At 70.0% G+C, this 19780-nt stretch carries 15 protein-coding genes; 3 read left to right on the top strand and 12 right to left on the bottom strand.

Features of this window, described 5'->3' with window-relative positions:
• Nucleotides 1-8: 8 nt before the first annotated feature.
• Entirely contained in the window at nt 9-2354 is a 2346-nt protein-coding gene (locus EL493_RS11860) for an Hsp70 family protein (RefSeq protein WP_022567202.1), read from the bottom strand.
• A gap of 524 nt (nt 2355-2878) precedes the next feature.
• Between EL493_RS11860 and EL493_RS11855 the strand changes: the two genes are divergently transcribed.
• Complete coding sequence (locus EL493_RS11855; RefSeq protein ID WP_019045837.1) at nt 2879-3640, top strand: SDR family NAD(P)-dependent oxidoreductase; 762 nt, start codon at nt 2879-2881, stop codon at nt 3638-3640.
• A gap of 60 nt (nt 3641-3700) precedes the next feature.
• Here the strand turns inward: EL493_RS11855 and EL493_RS11850 are convergent, their stop codons facing one another.
• The 8 genes from EL493_RS11850 to EL493_RS33730 all read right to left on the bottom strand — a co-directional run bounded on the left by EL493_RS11850 (nt 3701) and on the right by EL493_RS33730 (nt 12293).
• Nucleotides 3701-5290 (bottom strand): FAD-dependent oxidoreductase, encoded by a 1590-nt coding sequence (locus tag EL493_RS11850; protein ID WP_030202613.1) that lies wholly within the window; start codon nt 5288-5290, stop codon nt 3701-3703.
• A gap of 12 nt (nt 5291-5302) precedes the next feature.
• Nucleotides 5303-6316 carry an AurF N-oxygenase family protein gene (locus EL493_RS11845; RefSeq protein WP_378771846.1) on the bottom strand — a complete coding sequence of 338 codons (1014 nt, stop codon included), beginning with the start codon at nt 6314-6316 and terminating at the stop codon, nt 5303-5305.
• Between the two features lie 317 nt (nt 6317-6633).
• Nucleotides 6634-8031: an FAD-binding oxidoreductase gene (locus EL493_RS11840; protein ID WP_019045834.1), complete on the bottom strand. Its 1398-nt coding sequence runs from the start codon at nt 8029-8031 to the stop codon at nt 6634-6636.
• A 177-nt stretch (nt 8032-8208) separates the two neighbouring features.
• Nucleotides 8209-9204, bottom strand: coding sequence for a sulfate/molybdate ABC transporter ATP-binding protein (locus EL493_RS11835; protein ID WP_019045833.1), 996 nt, complete (start codon nt 9202-9204; stop codon nt 8209-8211).
• On the bottom strand, nt 9201-10007 hold the full coding sequence (gene cysW / locus EL493_RS11830; protein ID WP_019045832.1) for a sulfate ABC transporter permease subunit CysW: 807 nt from the start codon (nt 10005-10007) through the stop codon (nt 9201-9203). The genes EL493_RS11835 and cysW overlap by 4 nt, the downstream gene beginning before the upstream one ends.
• Complete coding sequence (gene cysT, locus EL493_RS11825; RefSeq protein WP_019045831.1) at nt 10004-10852, bottom strand: sulfate ABC transporter permease subunit CysT; 849 nt, start codon at nt 10850-10852, stop codon at nt 10004-10006. The genes cysW and cysT overlap by 4 nt, the downstream gene beginning before the upstream one ends.
• Nucleotides 10853-10944: 92 nt before the next feature.
• Nucleotides 10945-11994 carry a sulfate ABC transporter substrate-binding protein gene (locus tag EL493_RS11820; protein ID WP_019045830.1) on the bottom strand — a complete coding sequence of 350 codons (1050 nt, stop codon included), beginning with the start codon at nt 11992-11994 and terminating at the stop codon, nt 10945-10947.
• Between the two features lie 209 nt (nt 11995-12203).
• Nucleotides 12204-12293, bottom strand: coding sequence for an Ms4533A family Cys-rich leader peptide (locus tag EL493_RS33730; protein ID WP_019045829.1), 90 nt, complete (start codon nt 12291-12293; stop codon nt 12204-12206).
• Nucleotides 12294-12367: 74 nt separating this feature from the next.
• On the opposite strand from EL493_RS33730, the gene EL493_RS11815 reads away from it, so the two are divergent.
• Nucleotides 12368-13417 (top strand): M48 family metallopeptidase, encoded by a 1050-nt coding sequence (locus tag EL493_RS11815; RefSeq protein WP_019045828.1) that lies wholly within the window; start codon nt 12368-12370, stop codon nt 13415-13417.
• A gap of 78 nt (nt 13418-13495) precedes the next feature.
• Here EL493_RS11815 and EL493_RS11810 read toward each other — a convergent pair whose 3' ends face one another.
• Nucleotides 13496-13756 (bottom strand): hypothetical protein, encoded by a 261-nt coding sequence (locus tag EL493_RS11810; protein WP_019045827.1) that lies wholly within the window; start codon nt 13754-13756, stop codon nt 13496-13498.
• Between the two features lie 119 nt (nt 13757-13875).
• Here EL493_RS11810 and EL493_RS11805 point away from each other — a divergent pair, with 119 nt between their 5' ends.
• The gene (locus EL493_RS11805) at nt 13876-15843 is read left to right on the top strand and encodes a glycoside hydrolase family 15 protein (protein ID WP_019045826.1); all 1968 of its coding nucleotides are present in this window, start codon (nt 13876-13878) and stop codon (nt 15841-15843) included.
• Between the two features lie 6 nt (nt 15844-15849).
• Here EL493_RS11805 and EL493_RS11800 read toward each other — a convergent pair whose 3' ends face one another.
• A complete protein-coding gene (locus EL493_RS11800; RefSeq protein WP_022567197.1) occupies nt 15850-17652 on the bottom strand; it encodes a P-loop NTPase family protein in 1803 nt (600 codons plus the stop codon).
• A 60-nt stretch (nt 17653-17712) separates the two neighbouring features.
• Entirely contained in the window at nt 17713-19632 is a 1920-nt protein-coding gene (locus EL493_RS11795; protein WP_022567196.1) for a hypothetical protein, read from the bottom strand.
• Between the last annotated feature and the right edge of the window lie 148 nt (nt 19633-19780).

Here is a 19780-nt window from a genome sequence, read left to right as displayed (position 1 = left end):
ACCGTGATTCAGCGACGTGAACCGCCGCCGCCTCCGCCCCCGCCGCCTCCACCGGCGCCGCCGCTTGCACCGCCGGACTTCGAGCCGCCGCCGCTCATCGAGCCGCCGGAAGAGGTGCCGCCGCTGGAAGCACCGCCGGAAGAGGCACCGCCTGAGGACGCGCTGGAGGATGCGCCGCCGGACGTGCCACCCGATGCGCCACCGCTGGAGGCACCACCGGAAGTGCCGCCGCTGGAAGCACCACCTGAGGCGCCGCCGCCGGACGCGCCGCCGCTGGAAGCTCCGCCGCCCGAAGCACCACCGCCTGAGGCGCCGCCGCTGGAATCGCCACCGCCAGAGGCACCACCACCGGACGCACCCCCGCCCGATGCGCCGCCGCCGGTGCTGCCACCTGAGTCGCCACCGCCGGACGCGCCACCGCCGGACGCGCCGCCACCGGACGCGCCGCCACCGGACGCGCCGCCGCCGGACGCGCCGCCGCTGGATGCGCCGCCACCCGAAGCACCACCACCGGTCGACGTTCCACTGTCCGAGCCACCGGTCGAGGTGCCACCGCCGGTGGTGCCGCCACCCGTGCTGCCGCCGCCGGTGGACGTGCCACCGTCGCCGGTTCCGGAGGTTCCCCCGGTGGTGCCTCCACTGGGGGTGCCGCCGCCATCGGTCGGCGCTCCACCAGTGGTTCCGCCGCCGGTCGTACCGCCCGCGCTACCGCCTTCGGTCGTGCCGCCGGTGCCGGCGCCGTCGGTTGTTCCTCCGGTAGTGGGGGTGCCGCCGGTTTCGCCGGAAGGTGCTGTGCCAGTGCCGGCTCCACCGGGTGTTCCCGCGGTGTCGGTGGAGGTGCCGGCGCCGGGGGCGGGAGCCGACGGGTCGGTGCCGGGCGTTCCGGTTCCGGGGGTATCGGTGCCGGGTGTGCCCGTTCCGGGGGTGCCCGTACCTGGTGCGGTCGGGTCGGTCGGCGTGCCGGGGCTGGAGATGGGGCCGGGTTTGGTGGGGGTGTTCTGTGGCTGGCCGAGTGAACCCGGGAACGGCAGCGGGTTGATGAAGCGCGCCGGGTCGCCGTACGTCGAACGGGCGGGGGGACGGCAGTCGTCGCGTAGGTCCTTGGGGCTGGTGCCCCGCTCGCCGCCGGCCGCCTCGGTCTTGTCGCGGGCGGGGGTCTTGGGGGCGACGATCATCTCGTAGGCGCTCTGCGCGATCGCCGCGCCCGCGGCGCCGACCCGGCCGGTGACCGGGTCGACACCGCCGAGGAGACCGGAGTTCCTGGCGGCGACCAGGTCGGCGCTCATGTCGTAGAGCATTGCCTCGGCGGGCGCGCCCAACGCGGGGAAACGTTCGAGGACCGGGGTCAGGCCGGGATCGAAGGGGCTGCCGAATACCGTCATGGCCGACATGGCGAGCGCGGAAACGACCGCGGCGCTGGAGAACACGGCGACGTGCGGCGCCGACGGACCACCCTGCTGGACCGGCGCGAACGTCCGGGCCGCCAGTGCCGAGGCGCCCGCGGCGACGACCTGACCGGGATCGGCGACGGTGACCAGCGGCACCCCGAGTTCGGCGAGCGTGCGCGCGACCTCGGGCGGCCGCGTCGCTCCGCCGACGAGCAGGATGCGCGACAGATCGGCCAGCCGCAGGCCCGCGGCGGCCACGGTCTTGCTGACCAGCGGGAAGGTGTCCCGGATGTGCTCGGCCCGCAGCGCGTCGGTGTTCACCATCGACGTGAGCGTCTGGGTGGCGCGCCCCGAGCTGGGCGAACCGGCGTAGCGGGCCACCATCTCACCGAGCGGTTTGCCGCCGAAGTCGGTGGAGCGCACCGGGGTTCCGACCATCGGATGATGCGGCCAGTCCGGTCCCACCCGCAGCACGGTGAGATCGAGGCTGTTGGCGCCCAGGTCGTAGACGAGGACGAAACCCGGTGCCAGCGGCCCCTGATCGACCTCGAGCCATTCCGCCGCGGCCACCGGTTCCGGTGCGAGCAGCACCTGCCCGGCACCGGCCAGATGCAGCGCCTGCCCGAGCAGGGCGACCTGTTTGTCGGAATACACTGCCGGATAGGTCAATACGACACCGGCGGCGGGTTCGGCGAGCTCGATGAGCCCGGTGACCACCGCGGCGATCAGGTTGGTCGCCGAATAGAACCGGCCGTTCACCACCAGCGGTTCCGGATCGCGGCTCAGATCCGCGAAATCGGTGATCGCCGAGGCGAATTCGTTGATCGCGCCGATGCGGGGCCGACCCGCTTCGTCGAAGGTGAGTGCGGTACGCCGTGTGCGCACTGTCGGCTTGGCCGGATCCTCGACCGTCACCGCCGACATCGCATTGACCGTACCGATGCTTAAGCCCAGACCTCTGGTCATGTATTTGCTATCCCGTCAACGCACCGTGACCACGTCCAGCACGCGAGCGCACCATGTGGCCGCGGTCGTCTTCCAAACAGCTCGCACAGATTAACCGGCACAAAGCCGAATTGCTGCCTGATTGATACGAAACACGTGACCTTTGGCCCTTGTTAGGGGGTTTTCGCAGGTGAACGGGTGAAAGGTCAGGCGTCCAGTCCCCTGGATGTCGCCAAATCGGCTGACAGACTCCGAGATCCAGCTACTAGCGAGTAATCGACTTACGCGCCTGCGGAATACATTCTTACGGTTTGTTATGGCCGCCAAATAGCGCACCTACCGCCCGGTAACCAATTCTTTTGCCGCTTGTCCGATTTCGATCGACGCCGAAATGCGGGACCACATAGCGAAGTACACGCCGAAAACTATGACGCGTCAATGCTACGGCCGATACCCGCCAGCACCCGTCGGTTTCCGACGGTTGACTGAATGCCGGAGCGACACCGAGGCGCGCTCCGAAGATACAGGGAGAGAAGGGAATTCACATGTCCACTCGATTCGCCGACCAGGTTGTGCTCATCACCGGCGCTGGTTCCGGGATCGGCCGGGCCGTCGCGGTGCGGGTCGCGGCCGAAGGCGCGGCCGTGGTGCTCGGTTCGCGCGGCAAGGATCAGGGCGAGCAGGTCGCCGACGAGATCAGGTCCGCGGGTGGGCGTGCGCTGTTCGTACCGACCGACGTCACCGTCGACGCCGATGTCGCACGGCTCACCCAGGCCGCGCTCACCGAGTACGGCAGGCTGGACGCGGCGTTCAACAACGCGGGCGCGGTGTCGGCCTTCGGTCCGGTCGCCGAGATCGCCGACGACGCGTGGCGCGCCGAGCTCGACCTGAACCTCACCGGCGTGTTCCACGGCCTGCGGCATCAGGTACCCGCGATCATCGCCTCCGGCGGCGGCGCGATCCTGAACAACGCCTCCAATCTCGGTGTCGTCGGAATGGCCTCGGTCGCACCGTATGTGGCCGCCAAACACGGCGTCGTCGGTCTGACCAGGTCGGTGGCGCTGGAGACGGCCGCCGCGGGCGTGCGGGTCAACGCGCTGGTGTCGGGGGCCGTCGACACCCCGGCCTTCCGCACCTCGATGGGGGCGACGCCGGAGGGCGAGGCGGCGATCGCGGCCCTGCACCCGCTCGGGCGGATCGCGCAGCCGGCCGAGATCGCCGCGCTGTGCGCGTTCCTGCTCAGCTCCGAGGCCTCGTTCGTCACCGGGTCGGCGGTGGCCGTGGACGGCGGCTTCACCGCGCAGTGAAACGCCGAAGGCCCGCCCGCCGAATCGATGTCGGCGGGCGGGCCTTCGGGTGTCGCTGCGTCAGCCCCGCGCGAGCAGGCGCTTGATCGGGCCGGTCGCGGCCGGTGCCGCGGCGCCGCCGGCGCGAGCCTGCGGACGGCGGGCACGGACCAGGCGGTCGAACTCCACCGCGTCGCGGACCGGCGCGCGCAGCTTGCCGGTGTTGAAGTCCTCGGCCAGCTGCTGCACGGTCTCCTGCGCGCACGACTTGTTCGTGCCGATGAAGCCGGTCGGGCCACGCTTGATCCAGCCGGTCACGTACGTGCCGGTGACGACATCGCCACCCGGCGCGGACAGCACCCGGCCCCGGTCGTTGGGGATCACGCCGCGCGCGTCGTCGAACGGCAGATCCTTGCTCGGCACACCGCGGTAGCCGACCGAGGTGAGCACGACGCCCGCCTCGAGCAGCTCGGTGTCGCCGGTCGGCACCGCGCTGGTGCGACCGTCGGCGCCGGTGACCAGCTCGTTGCGCTCGACCCGCACCCCGGTCACCGCGTCGGTGCCCAGGATCTCCACCGGCGAGGACAGGTAGCGGAACACGATCCGCTTGCGCTCGCCGAAGGGCCGGTTCGCGACACTGTGCAGCAGCCGCAGCTTCTGCTCGACCTTGAACGGCAGATCCGGGGTGACCTCGGGCAGCTCGCCCTCGATCGCGATGTCGATGTCGGCGGCCAGCAGGCCGACGAACTCGGGGACGGTGAACGCCGACTCGGCCGGGCCACGACGGCCCAGGATCACGACCTCTTCGATCTTGCTCTGCCGCAACGCCCGCAACGCGTAGGGCGCGATGTCGGTGTTGGCGAGCGTGGCCGGATCGACGGTCAGGATGCGGGCCACGTCGAGGGCGACGTTGCCGTTGCCCACGATCACGACGCGCTTCTGGTTCAGGTCGAACTGGTCGTCGGCGTGGTCGGGATGACCGTTGTACCAGGCGACGAAGTCGGTGGCCGAGACATTGCCCGGCAGACCCTCGCCCGGAATGTCGAGCTTGCGATCCGAGGACGCGCCCACGGCGTACACCACACCGTGGAAGTGCTCGAGCAGCTCGGCCTGGCTGATGTGCTTGCCGATCTCCACGTCCAGGTAGGTGCCGAAATCCTGCTGCTTCGACATCACGTCGAACAGCTCGGCGACCTGGCGGGTGCGCTTGTGGTCGGGCGCGACGCCGAGCCGGGCCAGACCGTAGGCCTGCGGCAACCGGTCGAACATGGTCACCGAGACCCCGGGCTGGGTCAGCAGTTCGTCGGCGGCGTACATCGCCGACGGACCCGACCCCACGATGGCGACCCGCAGCGGCGAACGCTGGGTGTCGATCGCGGGCGGCATCACCGGACGGGCCAACGTCGGCCGGTCCCGCTGGATGCGGTAGAAGTCGGCGTTGATCTCGATGAACGGCTTCTGCTCGTCGGTCAGCTTCTTCGACGAGGTGATCGCGTCGACCGGGCAGGCGGTGGCGCAGGCGCCACAGTCCACGCAGGCCGACGGATCGACATACAGCATTTCCGCGGTGAGGAAGTCCGGCTCATCCGGGGTCGGATGAATGCAGTTCACCGGGCATGCGTAGACACACGAGGCGTCACTACAGCATGACTGGGTAACGACGTATGGCATCTGGCTATCGTCTCAGGCTGCGTGCTTGGCGGAGCGCTTGGGCTCCGACCGGTAGCGGCTGGACGGACCGTCGATGCCGAGCAGCTTCCACACCCGCTTGGCGACCGGGTTCATCAGACCGACCTCCTCGGCGAGCGCGCGCACGTCGATGAAGTAGTCGGCGAAGACCTGCTTGGACTCCTTGGCGCCGTAGAACAGCTCCTTGCGGACGTCGGCGGGCATGTCGAACTGCTTGAAGAAGGTCTTCGGCGGCGTCGCGATGGCGCGGCCGAGAATGAACATGATCGTGGGCATCGCGATCGACAGCACGAACTTGTTGAACGGCCGCTGCGCGGGCACGTTCTTCTTCAGGAACTCGTGGGCGAAGGAGATGTGGCGAGCTTCCTCGGCCACGTGGATCGCCATCACGCCGCGCATGATCGGGTGGATGTCGTCACCCGAGCGCAGGATGTCCTTCTGGATGTGGTCGATCGGCTCTTCGCCGGCCAGCACGGCCATGAAGAACAGGTTCGGCATCAGCGCGCCGACCGGGGCGGCCAGGTGACGCAGCTGACGCACGAGCGGGTTCATGCCCGGCACGTCGGCGACGCGGTTGACCATCTCCTGGAACATCAGAGTGTGGTTGTGCTCTTCGATCATCTCGTGCGAGCAGTACCGGAACTCCGGGTCGTTGTTCTTCAGGTTGAAGATGTGCTGCATCATGCCGATGATCAGGATGGCCTCGAACTGCAGGCCGACCTTGGCGACATTGGCCTGGCGGACCTTGCCGATCTCGATCTTCTTGTCCAGCGGCAGCGCCTGGTACCAGGGGTGGCGACCGATCGGGTCGGCCGAGGTGACCAGGACCCAGCGCTCGGGCTTGTGGTTCGGGTCGAACTCGGGGTTGTCCCAGTCGATGTCCTCGAACGGGTCGAAGTGACGGTCGACCGATGCCTCGGACAGCATCAGCAACTTCTCGGCGTACGCCTGAGCCTCCGCGACTACAGGATCGACGTCAGGGGTGGTGGGCGCAGACATCGTCGTCACTGCCTCTCCTCAAGGGACGTTTACTGTTTCCAATAGTTACACCTACGAGAGGTCACGTCAACTCTGTCGACGTCTCGATTTGCGGTGTTCGGCGCGCCGAAATGCCAGGACGAAAAGCTACTCACCAGTAAAAATGGCTCTACCTGTGACACTGCGTCATGCACAGTCGGCGGGCGCGCGCGGCGGGTTCGGGAAAATTCTTCGCGCCGGGTGTGCCGTTCCGGCCGGTGGACCGCCGGTACCGGCTATCCTGCGCGGCCTCGACCGAGCATCCGCGCCGCGCCCGCCCAGCGAACCGCTCGGCAACCCGCGCCCGCTCAGGGCAGGGCGGGCGAGATGTTGGCGTTGTGCCGGAAGACGTTGGTGGGGTCCCACCGCCCCTTGACCGCGCGCAGCCGGTCGTATTTGGCGCCGTAGGTCGCCGCGACCTGCGCGGTGTTCCCGTCGCCGAGGAAGTTGACGTAGGTGCGGTCGTCGCGGGCGAACGGGCGCAGTTCGTCCCAGAACTCGCGCACCCACTGCCGCTCCGCGGCGAACGTCGCCGGATCCGGGCTGGAGGTGGAGATATTGACGATCAGGCCGGGCGCGCGGGACCCGCCGAACGCGGTGTCAGCGTCGGCGAGCCTGCTGTAGTGCCCGCACAGCGGCAATGTCGGCATCACCGACAGCGGCGCGCGCGAGCGCGGATACTGCTCGACCATCACCTCCGCGACCGCGGCGTCGATCCGGTCCAGGTACAGCGACTTCTCGTAGGACCACAGGCCCCACGGCGCGGTGCCGTCGAACAGCTGCTGCAGCGCGGGATAGGGCATCTCGGCGACCAGCTCCCAGGCCGGCGTGGGGGTGAGCGCGCGCAGCGGGGCCACCGCGTCGGCCAGGTCGAATGCCGAGCCGTCGCCCGCGATGCCGACCACGAATCCGGGCTTGCCCTGCCAGTGCCGCGGCACGAAGGGCGCGGGCGGCCCGCTGATCGCGTTGATCGTGCCGCAGTGCCGGGCGGGCAGGTCCATCAGGACGGCCTGACCCTCGACCAGCGCGGCCACCGCCTCCTCCGGCGGCCACCACAGCAGCGCCACCTGCACCATCGGCCCGAACGCGTGCAGCACGAACTCGAACCCGGTGACGATCCCGAAATTGCCGCCGCCACCGCGCAGCGCCCAGAAGAGGTCGGGGTTCTCCTGGGCCGACGCGGCGACCACGTGCCCCTCGGCGGTCACCACCTCGGCCTCGACGAGGTTGTCGCACGACATCCCGAACAGCGGGGTCAACCAGCCGAAACCACCGCCGAGGGTGAGCCCGCCGATGCCGGTGTCGCTGATGAATCCCCCGGTGACGGCCAGCCCCTGGGCACCGGCCATCCCGTCGAGTTCGGCCCAGGTCGCGCCGCCGCCACAGCGGGCGCGCTGCCGCAGCGGGTCGACCAGCACCTGATCGAGCCTGCCCAGGTCGAGCAGCACCGCGCCGTCGGCGACGGCGTGCCCGGCGTAGTTGTGGCCGCCGCCGCGCACGGTCAGATCCGCGCCGCTCGCCCGGATCGCGGCGACCGCCTCGGCCACCTCGGCGGTGTCCGCGGGACGGACGACCGCCGACGGCCTGCGATCTATCGCGCCGTTCCATACCGCGCGGGCCTCGTCGTAGCCGGGCTCGCCCGGCCCGATCACCTGCGCCGCGACGGCACGCCGCAGCGCGCCGACATCGAACACCCCGGTCGACATGATGTCTTCCTCCGGTCGGGGCGTTACCGCCCCAGAGCGCCTGTCCAGGTCCCGACCACGGTCGACGCGACCTGAGCGCGCCCCCGCGCTGCCCGGTCCCGCCCGGTGCGATATGACCGAGGCCACATCGCACTCATCGTCTCACCGCGGGCGCCGGGGCGACAGGGGTCGCCGGTCTCAGCTCGACGGCAGGTCCGGGATCCGGGTGGCGCGGGCGTAGACGGTCTCGCCCTCGCTCAGGTGCAGCGCGGCCGCGTCACCGCGGGTGACCTGCGCGGCGAACTGATCCCCGGTGGCGGCGTTGCGCAGCTCCAGCCGCACCTCGAAGCCGAGCCGCACGATCCGCTCCACGGTGGCCCTGGTGACGCCCGCGGACTCCGCGGTGCCCTCGTGCTCGGCCATCGCCATGCTCGGATCGCGGCCGATCCGGATGTCGTGCGGGCGCACCAGGTGGCCGTTGAGCCGGGCCACCGCGCCGAGGAACGACATCACGAACTCGTTGGCGGGCCGGTCGTAGACGTCCTCGGGAGAACCGACCTGCTCGATCCGGCCCTTGTTCATCACCGCGATCCGGTCGGCGACGTCGAGCGCCTCCTCCTGGTCGTGGGTCACCAGCACGGTGGTCACGTGGACCTCCTCGTGCAGCCTGCGCAGCCACTGCCGCAGGTCGGTGCGGACCTTGGCGTCGAGCGCGCCGAACGGCTCGTCGAGCAGCAGCACCTGCGGGTCGACGGCCAGCGCGCGGGCCAGCGCCATGCGCTGGCGCTGACCGCCCGACAGCTGCGCCGGGTAGCGATGCTGGAAGCCGTCGAGGCCGACGATGCCGAGCAGCTCGTCGACGCGCTTGTCGATCTCCTTCTTGGGCCGCTTGCGGATGGTCAGGCCGAAGGCGACGTTGTCGCGCACGGTCATGTGCTTGAACGCGGCGTAGTGCTGGAACACGAACCCGATGTCGCGCTTCTGCGGCGCCACGTGGGTCACGTCGTTGCCCGCGATCCGCACGATGCCCGAGTCCAGCGACTCCAGGCCCGCGATCGAGCGCAGCAGCGTCGACTTGCCCGAACCGGACGGGCCGAGCAGCGCGGTGAGCTCGCCGGAAGTGATGTCGATGCTGACATCGTCGAGAGCGGCGAAGGAACCGTAGTTCTTGCGCGCGTTGGTCACGGTGATCATTCGGAGCCCCGCTTGCGTTCGAGGAGAGTCATCAGGAGAAGTACGACCAGCGCCATAGCCATCAGCAGCGTGGCCGCGCTGTAGGCGCCGAAAGTGTTGTGGTCGTTGATATAGCGGCCGTGCACCAGCAGGGTCAGCGTCTGCGACTTGCCGGGCAGCGCGGTCGAGACCATGATCACCGCGCCGAATTCGCCGAGCGCGCGGGCCACGGTGAGCACCACGCCGTAGGTCAGGCCCCAGCGGATGGCGGGCAGGGTGATCCGCCAGAAGGTCTGCCAGCGCGACGCGCCGAGGGTGGCCGCAGCCTGCTCCTGGTCGTCGCCGATCTCGTGCAGCACCGGCTCCACCTCGCGCACCACGAACGGCAGCGTGACGAAGATGGTGGCGATCACCATGCCGGGCAGGCTGAAGATCACCTTGAACCCGGCCGACTCCAGACCGCCGAACCAGCCGCCCGCACCCCACAGCAGGATCAGCGACACACCGACGACCACCGGCGACACCGCGAACGGCAGGTCGACGATGCCCTGCACGAGACTGCGCCCGGGGAACTTGCTGCGCACCAGCGCCAGCGCCGTCACCACGCCGAACACCACGTTCAGCGGGACCACGATGGCCACGATGAGCATCGACAGCTGGAACGCCGAGATCGCCGCCGGGGTGGTGATCGAGTCCAGGAACGCGCCGATCCCGCGCTCGAAGGTGCGCCACAGGATGATCACCAGCGGCAGCACCAGCAGCACGAGCAGATAGCCGAGGGCCACTGTGCGCAGCGAGAGCCGGGTGAACAGGGACAGCTTCATCGGGAGGCCTCTTCCTTGCGCGCGGTGCGCTCGGCGAGCAGCCGCAGGACGAGCAGGCTGGCGAAGGAGATGGCCAGTAGCGCCACCGACACCGCGGCCGCGTTGACCGGCCGGTCGACCTCGATCTGCTGCTGGATGTACTGCGAGGTCATCTGCGTCTCGCGCGGGATGTTGCCGCCGATCAGCACGACCGAGCCGTACTCACCGATCGCCCTGGCGAAGGCCAGGCCGCCGCCGGAGATGATCGCGGGCGCCAGCGTGGGCAGCACGATCCGGCGGAAGGTGATCCAGTTGCTCGCGCCCAGCGAGAGCGCGGCCTGCTCCACTTCCTTGTCGACCTCGATCAGCACCGGCTGTACCGAGCGCACCACGAACGGCAGCGTCACGAACGCCAGTGCCACCACCAGACCGGGCTGGGTGGCGTTGAGGTGGATGTCGATCGGGCTGTTCGGGCCGTACAGCGAGAGCAGCACGATCGAGGCGACGATCGTCGGCAGCGCGAACGGCAGATCGATCAGCGCGTTGACGATCCCCTTGCCGGGGAACTCGTCGCGCACCAGCACCCAGGCGATGAGCGTGCCCATCACCACATTGAGCAGGGCCACGACCACCGAGACGCCGACCGTGATACGCAGCGAGTCCAGGGCCGCGGGCGCGGTGACCGCGTCCCAGAAGCCCGACCACCCGTCCTCGAACGAGCTGACGGTGAGCGCGGCCAGCGGCAGCAGCACGATGACGCTCAGCCACAGCACGGCGATGCCGATGCCGACCGGGCCGACCGAACCGGTCACGCGCAGCCACTCCCAGCGGCGGCGACGCGCGGGCGCAGATTTCTCCAGTTTCACGGCAACGCCGGGATCGGGGGTTTCCCCGGTCCCGGCGTGCCCACTGCTGTCAGTCACAGTTGTCCAGTATCGCGTGTGTGCTGGGTCACGCCCTACTTGGTGGCCTGGTCGTAGATGACGGCGACCTTGCCGGTGCCCTGCGCGAACAGGTCCTTGTCGACGGCCTTCCAGCCACCGAGGTCGTCGATGGTCCACAGCTTGGCCGGGGTCGGGAAGTCCGCGGCGAACTCGGCGGCGACCTTCGGGTCCACCGGGCGGAAGCCGGCCTGCGCCCAGGCCTTCTGGCCCTCGGGGGTGAACAGGAAGTCGCGGAAGGCGGTGGCCTTGGGCAGGTTCTTGGAGTTCTTCAGCACCGCGACCGGGTTCTCGATCTTGAAGGTGGTCGGCGGGTTGATGTGCTCGATCGGGTCGCCGTTGCGCTCGGAGAAGATGGCCTCGTTCTCGTAGCTCAGCAGCACGTCACCGGTGCCCTGCAGGAAGGTCTCGGTGGCTTCGCGGCCCGACTTCGGCTGCACCTTGACGTGCTCGGGCGAGATCAGCTGGGTCAGGTAGTCCAGGCCGGCCTGCTGGTTCTTGCCGCCGTCGCTCTTGGCGGCGTAGGGCGCGAGCAGGTTCCACTTGGCCGAGCCCGAGCTGAACGGGTTCGGGGTGACGACCTCGACACCGGGCTTGATCAGATCGTCCCAGTCCTTGATGCCCTTGGGGTTGCCCTTGCGGACGACCAGGGTGACGACCGAGCCGAACGGGATGCCCTTGCTCGCGTCGGCGTTCCAGGTGGAATCCACCAGGCCGGCGTCGACCAGGCGGGTGATGTCGGGCTCGACGGAGAAGTTGACGACGTCGGCCTCGGCGCCGTCCTTGACCTTGCGCGACTGGTCGCCGGAGGCGCCGTAGGAGGCCTGGATCTGGACGCCCTTGCCCGCCTCGGTCTTGTTGAACTCGGGCACGACCTTGTCGAAGCCCGGCTTCGGCACGGCGTAGGCGTAGAGGTTGAGCGAGCCCCCGCTGCCGTCGGCCCCGGTGTCGCCGTCGGTCGAGTCGCTGGCGCCACCGCCGCAGGCGGTCAGCGCGACCGCGGCGACGGCAGTGAGAGCGACAGCGGCGGCGCGACGGCGCGAGCCGATCCAGGTGTTGCGAGACATCGGGGTGAACCTTTCGGAAGGGCCTGCGGCACAACGTCTTTCGTTGGCGGCAGGAACGCTCTGGTCGATCGGTAGACCTGTCGTGGACGAACGGCACGACAGTTGGCGCGACTCGGGCCTGCTGGCCCCCGGAGTACGGACTACGACTGCGAAAGGAAAGCGCGCGCCAGTCTACTGGGCAAGAACGCGCAGAGGAGTCCGGTGGCCGATCATCGACAGAGGATGTCCGCGACCGCGAGGTTGCCGACAGCGATCAACGCCAGTTCATGGCGGATCTGCGGGGCGACACTCGACGACACAGGCAGACTGTAGCAGATTGCGACATGATGATTCGAATCGACGAGAGTTCCACACCGAGGGGGGATTTCATCCTATGACCATGGCACCCGACCGCGTCCGTGTGCGTTTGCCGGAAATCAGCACGCGCGCCTGGGAGCATCCGGCCGACCGCACCGCCCTGGTGGCGCTGCGCTCGCTGAGCGGTTTCGACACGGTGCTGCGGGCACTGTCGAGCCTGCTGCGGGAACGTCAGCACCGGCTGATGTACCTCGCCACCGCCGTGCGGGTCGACGATCGCCAGTTCCGCACCCTGCACCAGCTGCGGGCCGACTGCGTCGACGTGCTCGACGCGCCGACCACGCCGGAGATGTACGTCCTGCAGGACCCGTCGGTGAACGCCTTCACCATCGGCATGGACCGGCCGTTCATCGTGCTCACCACCGGCCTGCTCGAACTGATGGACACCGAGGAGCTGCGCTTCGTGGTCGGGCACGAGCTCGGGCACGCGCTGTCCGGGCACGCGGTGTACCGCACGATGCTGATGCACCTGCTGCGGCTGTCGGCCTCGGTCGGCTGGATGCCGGTGGGCGGCTGGGCGGTGCGCGCGATCGTGGCCGCGCTGATGGAGTGGAGCCGCAAGTCGGAACTGTCGGGTGACCGGGCGGGCCTGCTGTGCTGCCAGGACGTGGAGGCCTCGGTGCGCGTGCACATGAAGACCGCCGGTGGCGCCTGGTTGCACGAGATGAACCACGGCGCGTTCCTCGACCAGGCCGACGACTACCTGCGCTCGGGCGACCTGCGCGACGGCGTGCTCAAGCTGCTCAACCTGGAGTTGCAGAGCCACCCGTTCTCGGTGCTGCGGGCCGCGGAACTGCGCCGCTGGATCCAGTCCGGCGACTACGACCGGGTACTCGGCGGCGCCTACCCGCGCCGCGACCAGGACCGCAACGCCCGCATCGGCGAGGAGGTCAAGGAGGCGGCGCGCAGCTACCGCGAGACCTTCGACCAGTCCGAGGACCTGCTGATCCGCACCGTGCGCGATCTGGGCCGCGACGTGGGTTCGGCGGTGAACACCGTGGGCCAAGAGGTCGGCAAGACCGTCGCCGACCTCGGCAAGCGGTTCGACGACTGGCGCCGCAACTAGGTCAGCGGGTGAAGAACCAGGCCACCACGACGAGCACCAGCAGGGCAATCAGGGCGAGCTGAACGCGGGAACGTGGCATCAGCGGGCACCGCTGCCGACGGTCGGACGTTCCGGCGCGGCGGCGGTGACCGGCACCGCCGTGGCGCCGGCCGGCGCGGGCTCGATCCGGTCGGTGCGCCCGAGCAGGCGGAAGATCACCCGCAGGGTGCGATCGAGCAGGAAGGCGATGGCGAAGCTGATCGGGACCATGCCGATCAGCACGACGAGGAACTGCGGGATGAAGGGCAACCCCGCCACCCAGAGTTCGAAGCCGTCCCACCAACCCGCGATGCGTTCCACGTCGACCAGACTAGTCGGTCGCCGCGAACGCACGAATTCCGTCGCCCTGACCGGCGGAATCGGCCGATCGCGACGCTGTCGCGGTGGACGCGGAGCCGGTATCGCCCCGATGATGGGGTATGGAGTCCAGCGCCGACAACCTGCCGATTCTGAGTCCCGTCTCCTCCAGTGGCCGCCGTGGCGCCTTCCCGCCGATCGACGACTACGCGTTCCTGTCCGACTGCGAGACCAGCTGCCTGATCGCCAGCAGCGGCTCGGTCGAGTGGCTGTGTGTCCCCCGGCCCGACTCCCCCAGTGTGTTCGGCGCCATCCTGGACCGCAGTGCGGGTCACTTCCGGATCGGCCCGTACGGCAAGCATGTGCCCGCGGCGCGCCGGTATCTGCCCGGCGGCATGATCATCGAGACCACCTGGCAGACCGAGACCGGCTGGCTGATCGTGCGCGACGCGCTCGTGCTCGGCCCCTGGCACAACAACACGGCCAGGTCCAAGACCCACCGCCGCACTCCGATGGACTGGGATGCCGAGCACATGCTGCTGCGGACGGTCAAGTGTGTCAGCGGCACGGTCGAATTGGAGATGAGCTGCCAGCCCTCCTTCGACTACCACCGGGGCGGGTCGCGCTGGGAGTACACCGGCAAGGTCTACGAGGAGGCCACCGCCGTCTCCGTGAACGACCCGGACGCGGGCCCGGCCCTGGTGCTCACCACCGATCTGCGGCTGGGTCTGGAGGGCAGGGAGGCGCGGGCGCGTACCCGGATGAGCGAAGGCGATGCGGTGTTCGTCGCGCTGTCCTGGTCGGACCTGCCCGCACCCGCCACCTTCGACGAGGCGGCCGCCCGGATGTGGACCACGGCCGAATGCTGGCGCCGCTGGATCACCCTCGGCGACTTCCCCGACCACCCGTGGCGCAGCTATCTGCAGCGCAGCGCCCTCACGCTCAAGGGCCTGACCTACGCGCCCACCGGCGCGCTGCTGGCCGCCGCCACCACCTCGCTGCCGGAAACCCCGGGCGGGGAACGCAACTGGGACTACCGCTACACCTGGGTCCGCGACTCCAGTTTCGCGCTGTGGGGCCTGTACACCCTCGGTCTCGATCGCGAGGCCGACGACTTCTTCAACTTCCTCAACGACGCCACCACCGGCGAGAACGGCGACGCGCTGCCGCTGCAGGTGCTCTACGGGATCGGCGGGGAGCGCCAGATCACCGAGGAGCTCCTGCCCGAGCTGTCGGGCTACGACGACTCGCGCCCGGTCCGGATCGGCAACGCCGCCTACAACCAGGATCAACACGACATCTGGGGCACCATGCTCGACGCGGTGTACCTGCACGTGAAATCCCGTCAGCAGGTGCCGGAATCGCTGTGGCCGATGCTGCAGCGCACCGTGCAGGCCGCGATCTCGCGCTGGCGCGAGCCCGACCGGGGCATCTGGGAGGTGCGCGGCGAACCGCAGCAGTTCACCTCGTCGAAGGTGATGTGCTGGGTGGCGCTCGACCGCGGCGCCCGGCTGGCCCTGCTGCACGGCCAGCGCGAGCGGGCGGCCGAATGGTTCGAGATCGCCGAGGAGATCCGCGAGGACGTGCTCGCCCACGGCGTCGACGAGGAAGGGGTGTTCACCCAGACCTACGGCGGCACCACCCTCGACGCCTCACTGCTGCTGGTGGTGCTCACCCGCTTCCTGCCGCCGGAGGACCACCGGGTGAAGGCCACCGTGCTGGCCATCGCCGATCGGCTCACCGTGCACGGACTGGTGCTGCGCTACGACACCGACACCACCGACGACGGCCTGTCCGGCGAGGAGGGCACCTTCACCATCTGCTCGTTCTGGCTGGTCTCGGCGCTGGTGGAGATCGGCGAACTCGAGCGCGCCACCCAGCTGTGCGAGCGGCTGCTCGGCATGTCCAGCCCGCTGCGGCTCTACGCCGAGGAGATCGACCCGCACACCGGCAGGCACCTGGGCAACTACCCGCAGGCGTTCACCCACCTGGCGCTGATCAACGCGGTGACCCATGTGATCAGGGCCGAGGACTCCCGCCTGGCCGGTCAGTTCCAGCCGGCGCACTCGCCGTCGAACCGGCCGAATTGACCCGTCTCAGTACGCGAGTCGTTCGGCGCGTTCCCGGAGCCCGGCCAGCGTGCGCAGGCCCGCGTCGATCTCGGTGATCCGCAGTTCGCGGTGGTCGCCGTAGCGCAGGCCGGTCTCCTCCGCGGCGCGCAGCGCCTCGTCGGCGGTGCGGCCCACCTCGGCGGCGATCTCGGTGTAGTGGTCGCGCAGCACTCGCTGCAGAGTGCGCAGCCGGTTGCGGGATTCCTTGCCCACCTGGAAGATCACGTCGTCGGCGAGCCGGGCGACGGCCACCTTGGCCTCGGCCTGCCTGCGCTGCTTGCGGTTTCGCCGGTCGTCCCACAGCGCGTTCACGCCGAGTAGCACGCCCGCGCCCGCTGAGTACCAGTTCACCAGCGACATCCCGAGCAGGCTGGTGGCCAGACCCACCATCAGGATGCCGCCGTAGGAGCCGCGCAGCGCCGAGAGCGCCTGCTGTCCCACACTGGATTTGGCGCTCTCCAGCGACTCCAGCGACTGCACCGGCTCGAGCACGTCGCCCGGGTTGGTCAGGCGCAGTTCGGGCAGCGGCGGCGTGCGGTTGTCCGGCGGGAACTTGGTGGCGACCTGTTCGGCCAGTTCCACGGCGCGGTAGTGCGCCATCACGAAGTTCTCCTCGACGGCCTCGCAGATCCGGGCGTCGAGTTCGGTGGCGAATTCGTTCCACTTGCGCGCCGGATCGGTGCGCGAGATCTCGGCCTCGGCCTCGCGGACCAGGGTGCGCAGCCGGTGCCGCAGGTCGTGTTCGATGTCGGCGCTCAGTTCGGAGCTGCCGTCGACGAGGGTGACCTGCCAGGTGGCGGTGCGCTGGCGCAGCAGGTCGGCCTCGGTCCTGGCCGCGGCCAGCCGCTGGGTGATCTCGGCGCGGCTGCGCGGGTCGCGCAGGGCGTCGGCCTCGGCGCGCAGGGTCAGGGCCAGCTGGTCGACGACCAGCGCGATGTCGCGCGAAGCCGCCGTCACCGCGACGGAGTCGGCTTGGGCGACAACGTAATCGTGCAGATGATCGATGAGCTGCGGTACGCCCGACTCGATGTCGCGCTGCTGATCGCCCGAGTCCACGGCCTGCCGGTGCATCAGCGCCGAGACCGGGGCCACCGCGAAGTTCAGGCCCGCCCCGTCGAGCAGCGTGCGGTTGCGGCGCTGGGTGAGCGACCAGTGCGGGTTGCGGTCAATCTTGGTGAGCACGCACACCACCGACGGGCACACCTGCTCGACCCGGCGCAGGTAGTCCAGCTGGGCCTCGGTGAGTTCGGCGGCGGCGTCGGTGGCGTAGAGGACCACGTCGGCGGCGGCGATCATCGACCAGGCCGCGCTCTCGTGGGTGGCCGAGCCGGGAGCGTCCATCACGACCAGGCCGTCGGCCAGCAGCGGGCTCGGCTCGGCGAACTCGGCGCGCAGCACCCCCAGCGCGGTGAGCGCGGGACCGGGGTTCAGCGGGTCGACCGACACGCGTTCGACCCGGCCGCGCGGCGCCGACTTCACCAGGGTCGCGGCCGGCGCCTGACCGTATTCGACGATCACCGGGACGCTCGGCTTGCCGTCGGTGGCACTGACCGGGGTACCGACCATGCTGTTGACCAGCGTGCTCATCCCGGCCTGCGGTTCGCCGACGACGACGAGCCGTACCCGCGGATCGCTGAGCCTGGCACGCACCATTCCGAGCCGGGCGTCGAGGTCGTCACGACCGCCGGTGCGGACCAGTTCCCGCAGTTCGTCGACCAGGGAAACGACCGGAGCCATCACATCCGGATGCTTCACGGTCGCGGCCTGCAGTCCGGCTGCGGCTGACAACCTGTTCCTCACTCTCGTTGCATGAACCCGGCCGAGATGCCTGCGCCCGACGTCGTCATGTCAGACGAAGTCGTACCCAACGGGCTCGTGCGGAAACACGGCGGCCGTCAGATCGGCGCCGCCCATTCCCGGATCGAACAGCCCGGCCGACACGCCATGGTAGCCGCCGTCGGTGTGCCCGAAGTCGGCGGCGATCGGCTTGGTGTCGATGACCGGCGGCTTCACCGGGGCCTGGGTGGGCTGCACGGTGACCACCGGCGGCGGGGTGACCATCGTCGGCGGATCGATGTCGACCGTCGGCTGCTTGGTCGGCGCGGTCGGCTGGTGGGTCGGCACCGTGGCGGTGGGCTGCTGGGTGGGGACCGTGGCGGTCGGCTGCGAGCCGGTGGGCTCGGGCAGGTCGACGGTGGGCTGGGTCGGCGCGGTCGACGGCGTGCTCACGCCACCGGTGGTGCCGGTCCCGGTGCCGGGCGTGGTGACCGTGTCGTCCGGGACGGACGGCTTGACGGTCGGCGCCACCGTGATCGGCGACTTGGTGGTGTCCGGCATCGTCGGAGCCGTGGCGGTCGGCAGGGTGGGCAGTTTCACCGTGGTCGGGGTGTCGAGGTCGACGGTGGGCTGCTTCGACGGCACCGTCACCGGCACCGTGGTCGGGGTGTGCTGGCCACCCGTGACCTCCGGCAGCACAACGGGTTTCGTGGGCGTGGTGGGTGCGAACAGCGCGGGCACCGCGGCCGCGGGCGCGGTCAGCGGCGACGCGGCGCCCGCCCCGCCGAAGACGTTGGCGATCGGCGTGGAGGCGGCGTCGGGCTGGATGGTGGTCTGCAGCGGCGTGCTGACGACGGGGCTCACCGCGGCGGGCGCCGGCGCGGCGGGCGCGACCGGAGCCGGCGCCGGAGCGACCGGAGCCTGCACGACGGGTGAGGGCGTCTGGGCCATGGGCGCGGCAGGCGCCGGTGCGGGGGCCGTCGGCGCCACCGGTGACGGCGCCGTGGCCGAGCCGGGCAGACCGACGCCCGAGGACGACGAACCGGGCAGGCTGGGGCCGGTCGGCGAGGTGAACCCGCCTGCGCCGCCGCCGGTGGTGTCACCGGGGACCTTCAGGCCGTCGCCGAGCCACTTGCCGTAGTCGTCGAGCTGGTCGCCGACCTGCCCGACCTGGGCGTTGACCTTCATCTGCGAGGTGAACCAGACGCCGTCGAGGCCGACGTGCGCGTCGACCTGCCACTGGGCGTCGACCATCGCGCCGAAGCCGTCGAACATGTCGCCGATGCCGTCGAACGGGCTGTCGCCGGGCTGCGCGCCCACCGGGCTGGTCGCGCCGGGGATGCCGATGCCGTGGCCGGGCAGGCCGTCGTAGCCGGGGATGCCGATGCCGTTGCCCGGCAGGCCGTCGAAGCCCGGGATGCCGATGCCATGACCGGGCAGGCCGAGCGCGGGGTTGCCCGCGCCGGGCAGCCCGAACGGGTTGTCGTCGTCGAAGCCGACGCCGGGCTTGGTCGGGGCGGGCGTGTAACCGGGGATGCCGAAGCCGTTGGCGTTGCCGCTGTCGGAGCCGGGGATTCGCAGGCTGTGGTCGTTGTCGTCGGAGCCGGGAATCTGTGGGCGCCAGTCGGATTCGGTGGCGCGCGCGACCATGGACACGTCCGGATCGCCCGCGGGCGGGTGCGCGCCGAACGGCGCGTGCGGAACCGGGTGCGGGGCGGGCGTTTCGGCCAGGTCGGGGAAGGTCACGACCGGGCTCGGCGCGTCCGGACTGGGATCGGAGTGGTACTGCGAGGACCAGCCCGCCGCACGGCTGTCGGCATTGCTGGTGCCGGGCACCGGGTCACCGCCGGAGCCGTTCGCGGCGACGAGCGCACCACCGGTGACGTAGGCGCCCGCCCTGGCCACCCGGGCGACGCCGTTGGCGACGCGGTAGGCGGTGTCGGCACCCTCCGTGCGCGCGGCATCGTCGTCGAAAGGCAGTTCACGCGTCATCAATGCTCCAACACTCGCATCACTGTCGGCCCCCCACCACGAACGAGGCGAAGTGAAGATCATCCAACACTATTCCGGGCACGCCGAACTGTCGTTTCGACCAGAACGGTTGGTCCCCACCTTATGGCGAACAACGGCTTTCGGCGAC

Source organism: Nocardia asteroides (genome assembly GCF_900637185.1).
Taxonomy (GTDB): domain Bacteria; phylum Actinomycetota; class Actinomycetes; order Mycobacteriales; family Mycobacteriaceae; genus Nocardia; species Nocardia asteroides.
Note: the sequence above shows the minus strand (reverse complement) of the source record. Positions and strands in the feature narration are given on the sequence as shown.

What these genes read in the sequence shown, in the direction of transcription:
- EL493_RS11820 (WP_019045830.1), bottom strand. Translation starts at nt 11,994, where the DNA reads ATGTCTCGCAACACCTGGATCGGCTCGCGCCGTCGCGCCGCCGCTGTC.
- EL493_RS11860 (WP_022567202.1), bottom strand. Translation starts at nt 2,354, where the DNA reads ATGACCAGAGGTCTGGGCTTAAGCATCGGTACGGTCAATGCGATGTCG.
- EL493_RS11840 (WP_019045834.1), bottom strand. Translation starts at nt 8,031, where the DNA reads ATGTCGACCGGGGTGTTCGATGTCGGCGCGCTGCGGCGTGCCGTCGCG.
- EL493_RS11805 (WP_019045826.1), top strand. Translation starts at nt 13,876, where the DNA reads ATGGAGTCCAGCGCCGACAACCTGCCGATTCTGAGTCCCGTCTCCTCC.
- EL493_RS11850 (WP_030202613.1), bottom strand. Translation starts at nt 5,290, where the DNA reads ATGCCATACGTCGTTACCCAGTCATGCTGTAGTGACGCCTCGTGTGTC.
- EL493_RS11855 (WP_019045837.1), top strand. Translation starts at nt 2,879, where the DNA reads ATGTCCACTCGATTCGCCGACCAGGTTGTGCTCATCACCGGCGCTGGT.
- cysW (WP_019045832.1), bottom strand. Translation starts at nt 10,007, where the DNA reads ATGAAGCTGTCCCTGTTCACCCGGCTCTCGCTGCGCACAGTGGCCCTC.
- EL493_RS11815 (WP_019045828.1), top strand. Translation starts at nt 12,368, where the DNA reads ATGACCATGGCACCCGACCGCGTCCGTGTGCGTTTGCCGGAAATCAGC.
- EL493_RS11835 (WP_019045833.1), bottom strand. Translation starts at nt 9,204, where the DNA reads ATGATCACCGTGACCAACGCGCGCAAGAACTACGGTTCCTTCGCCGCT.
- EL493_RS11795 (WP_022567196.1), bottom strand. Translation starts at nt 19,632, where the DNA reads ATGACGCGTGAACTGCCTTTCGACGACGATGCCGCGCGCACGGAGGGT.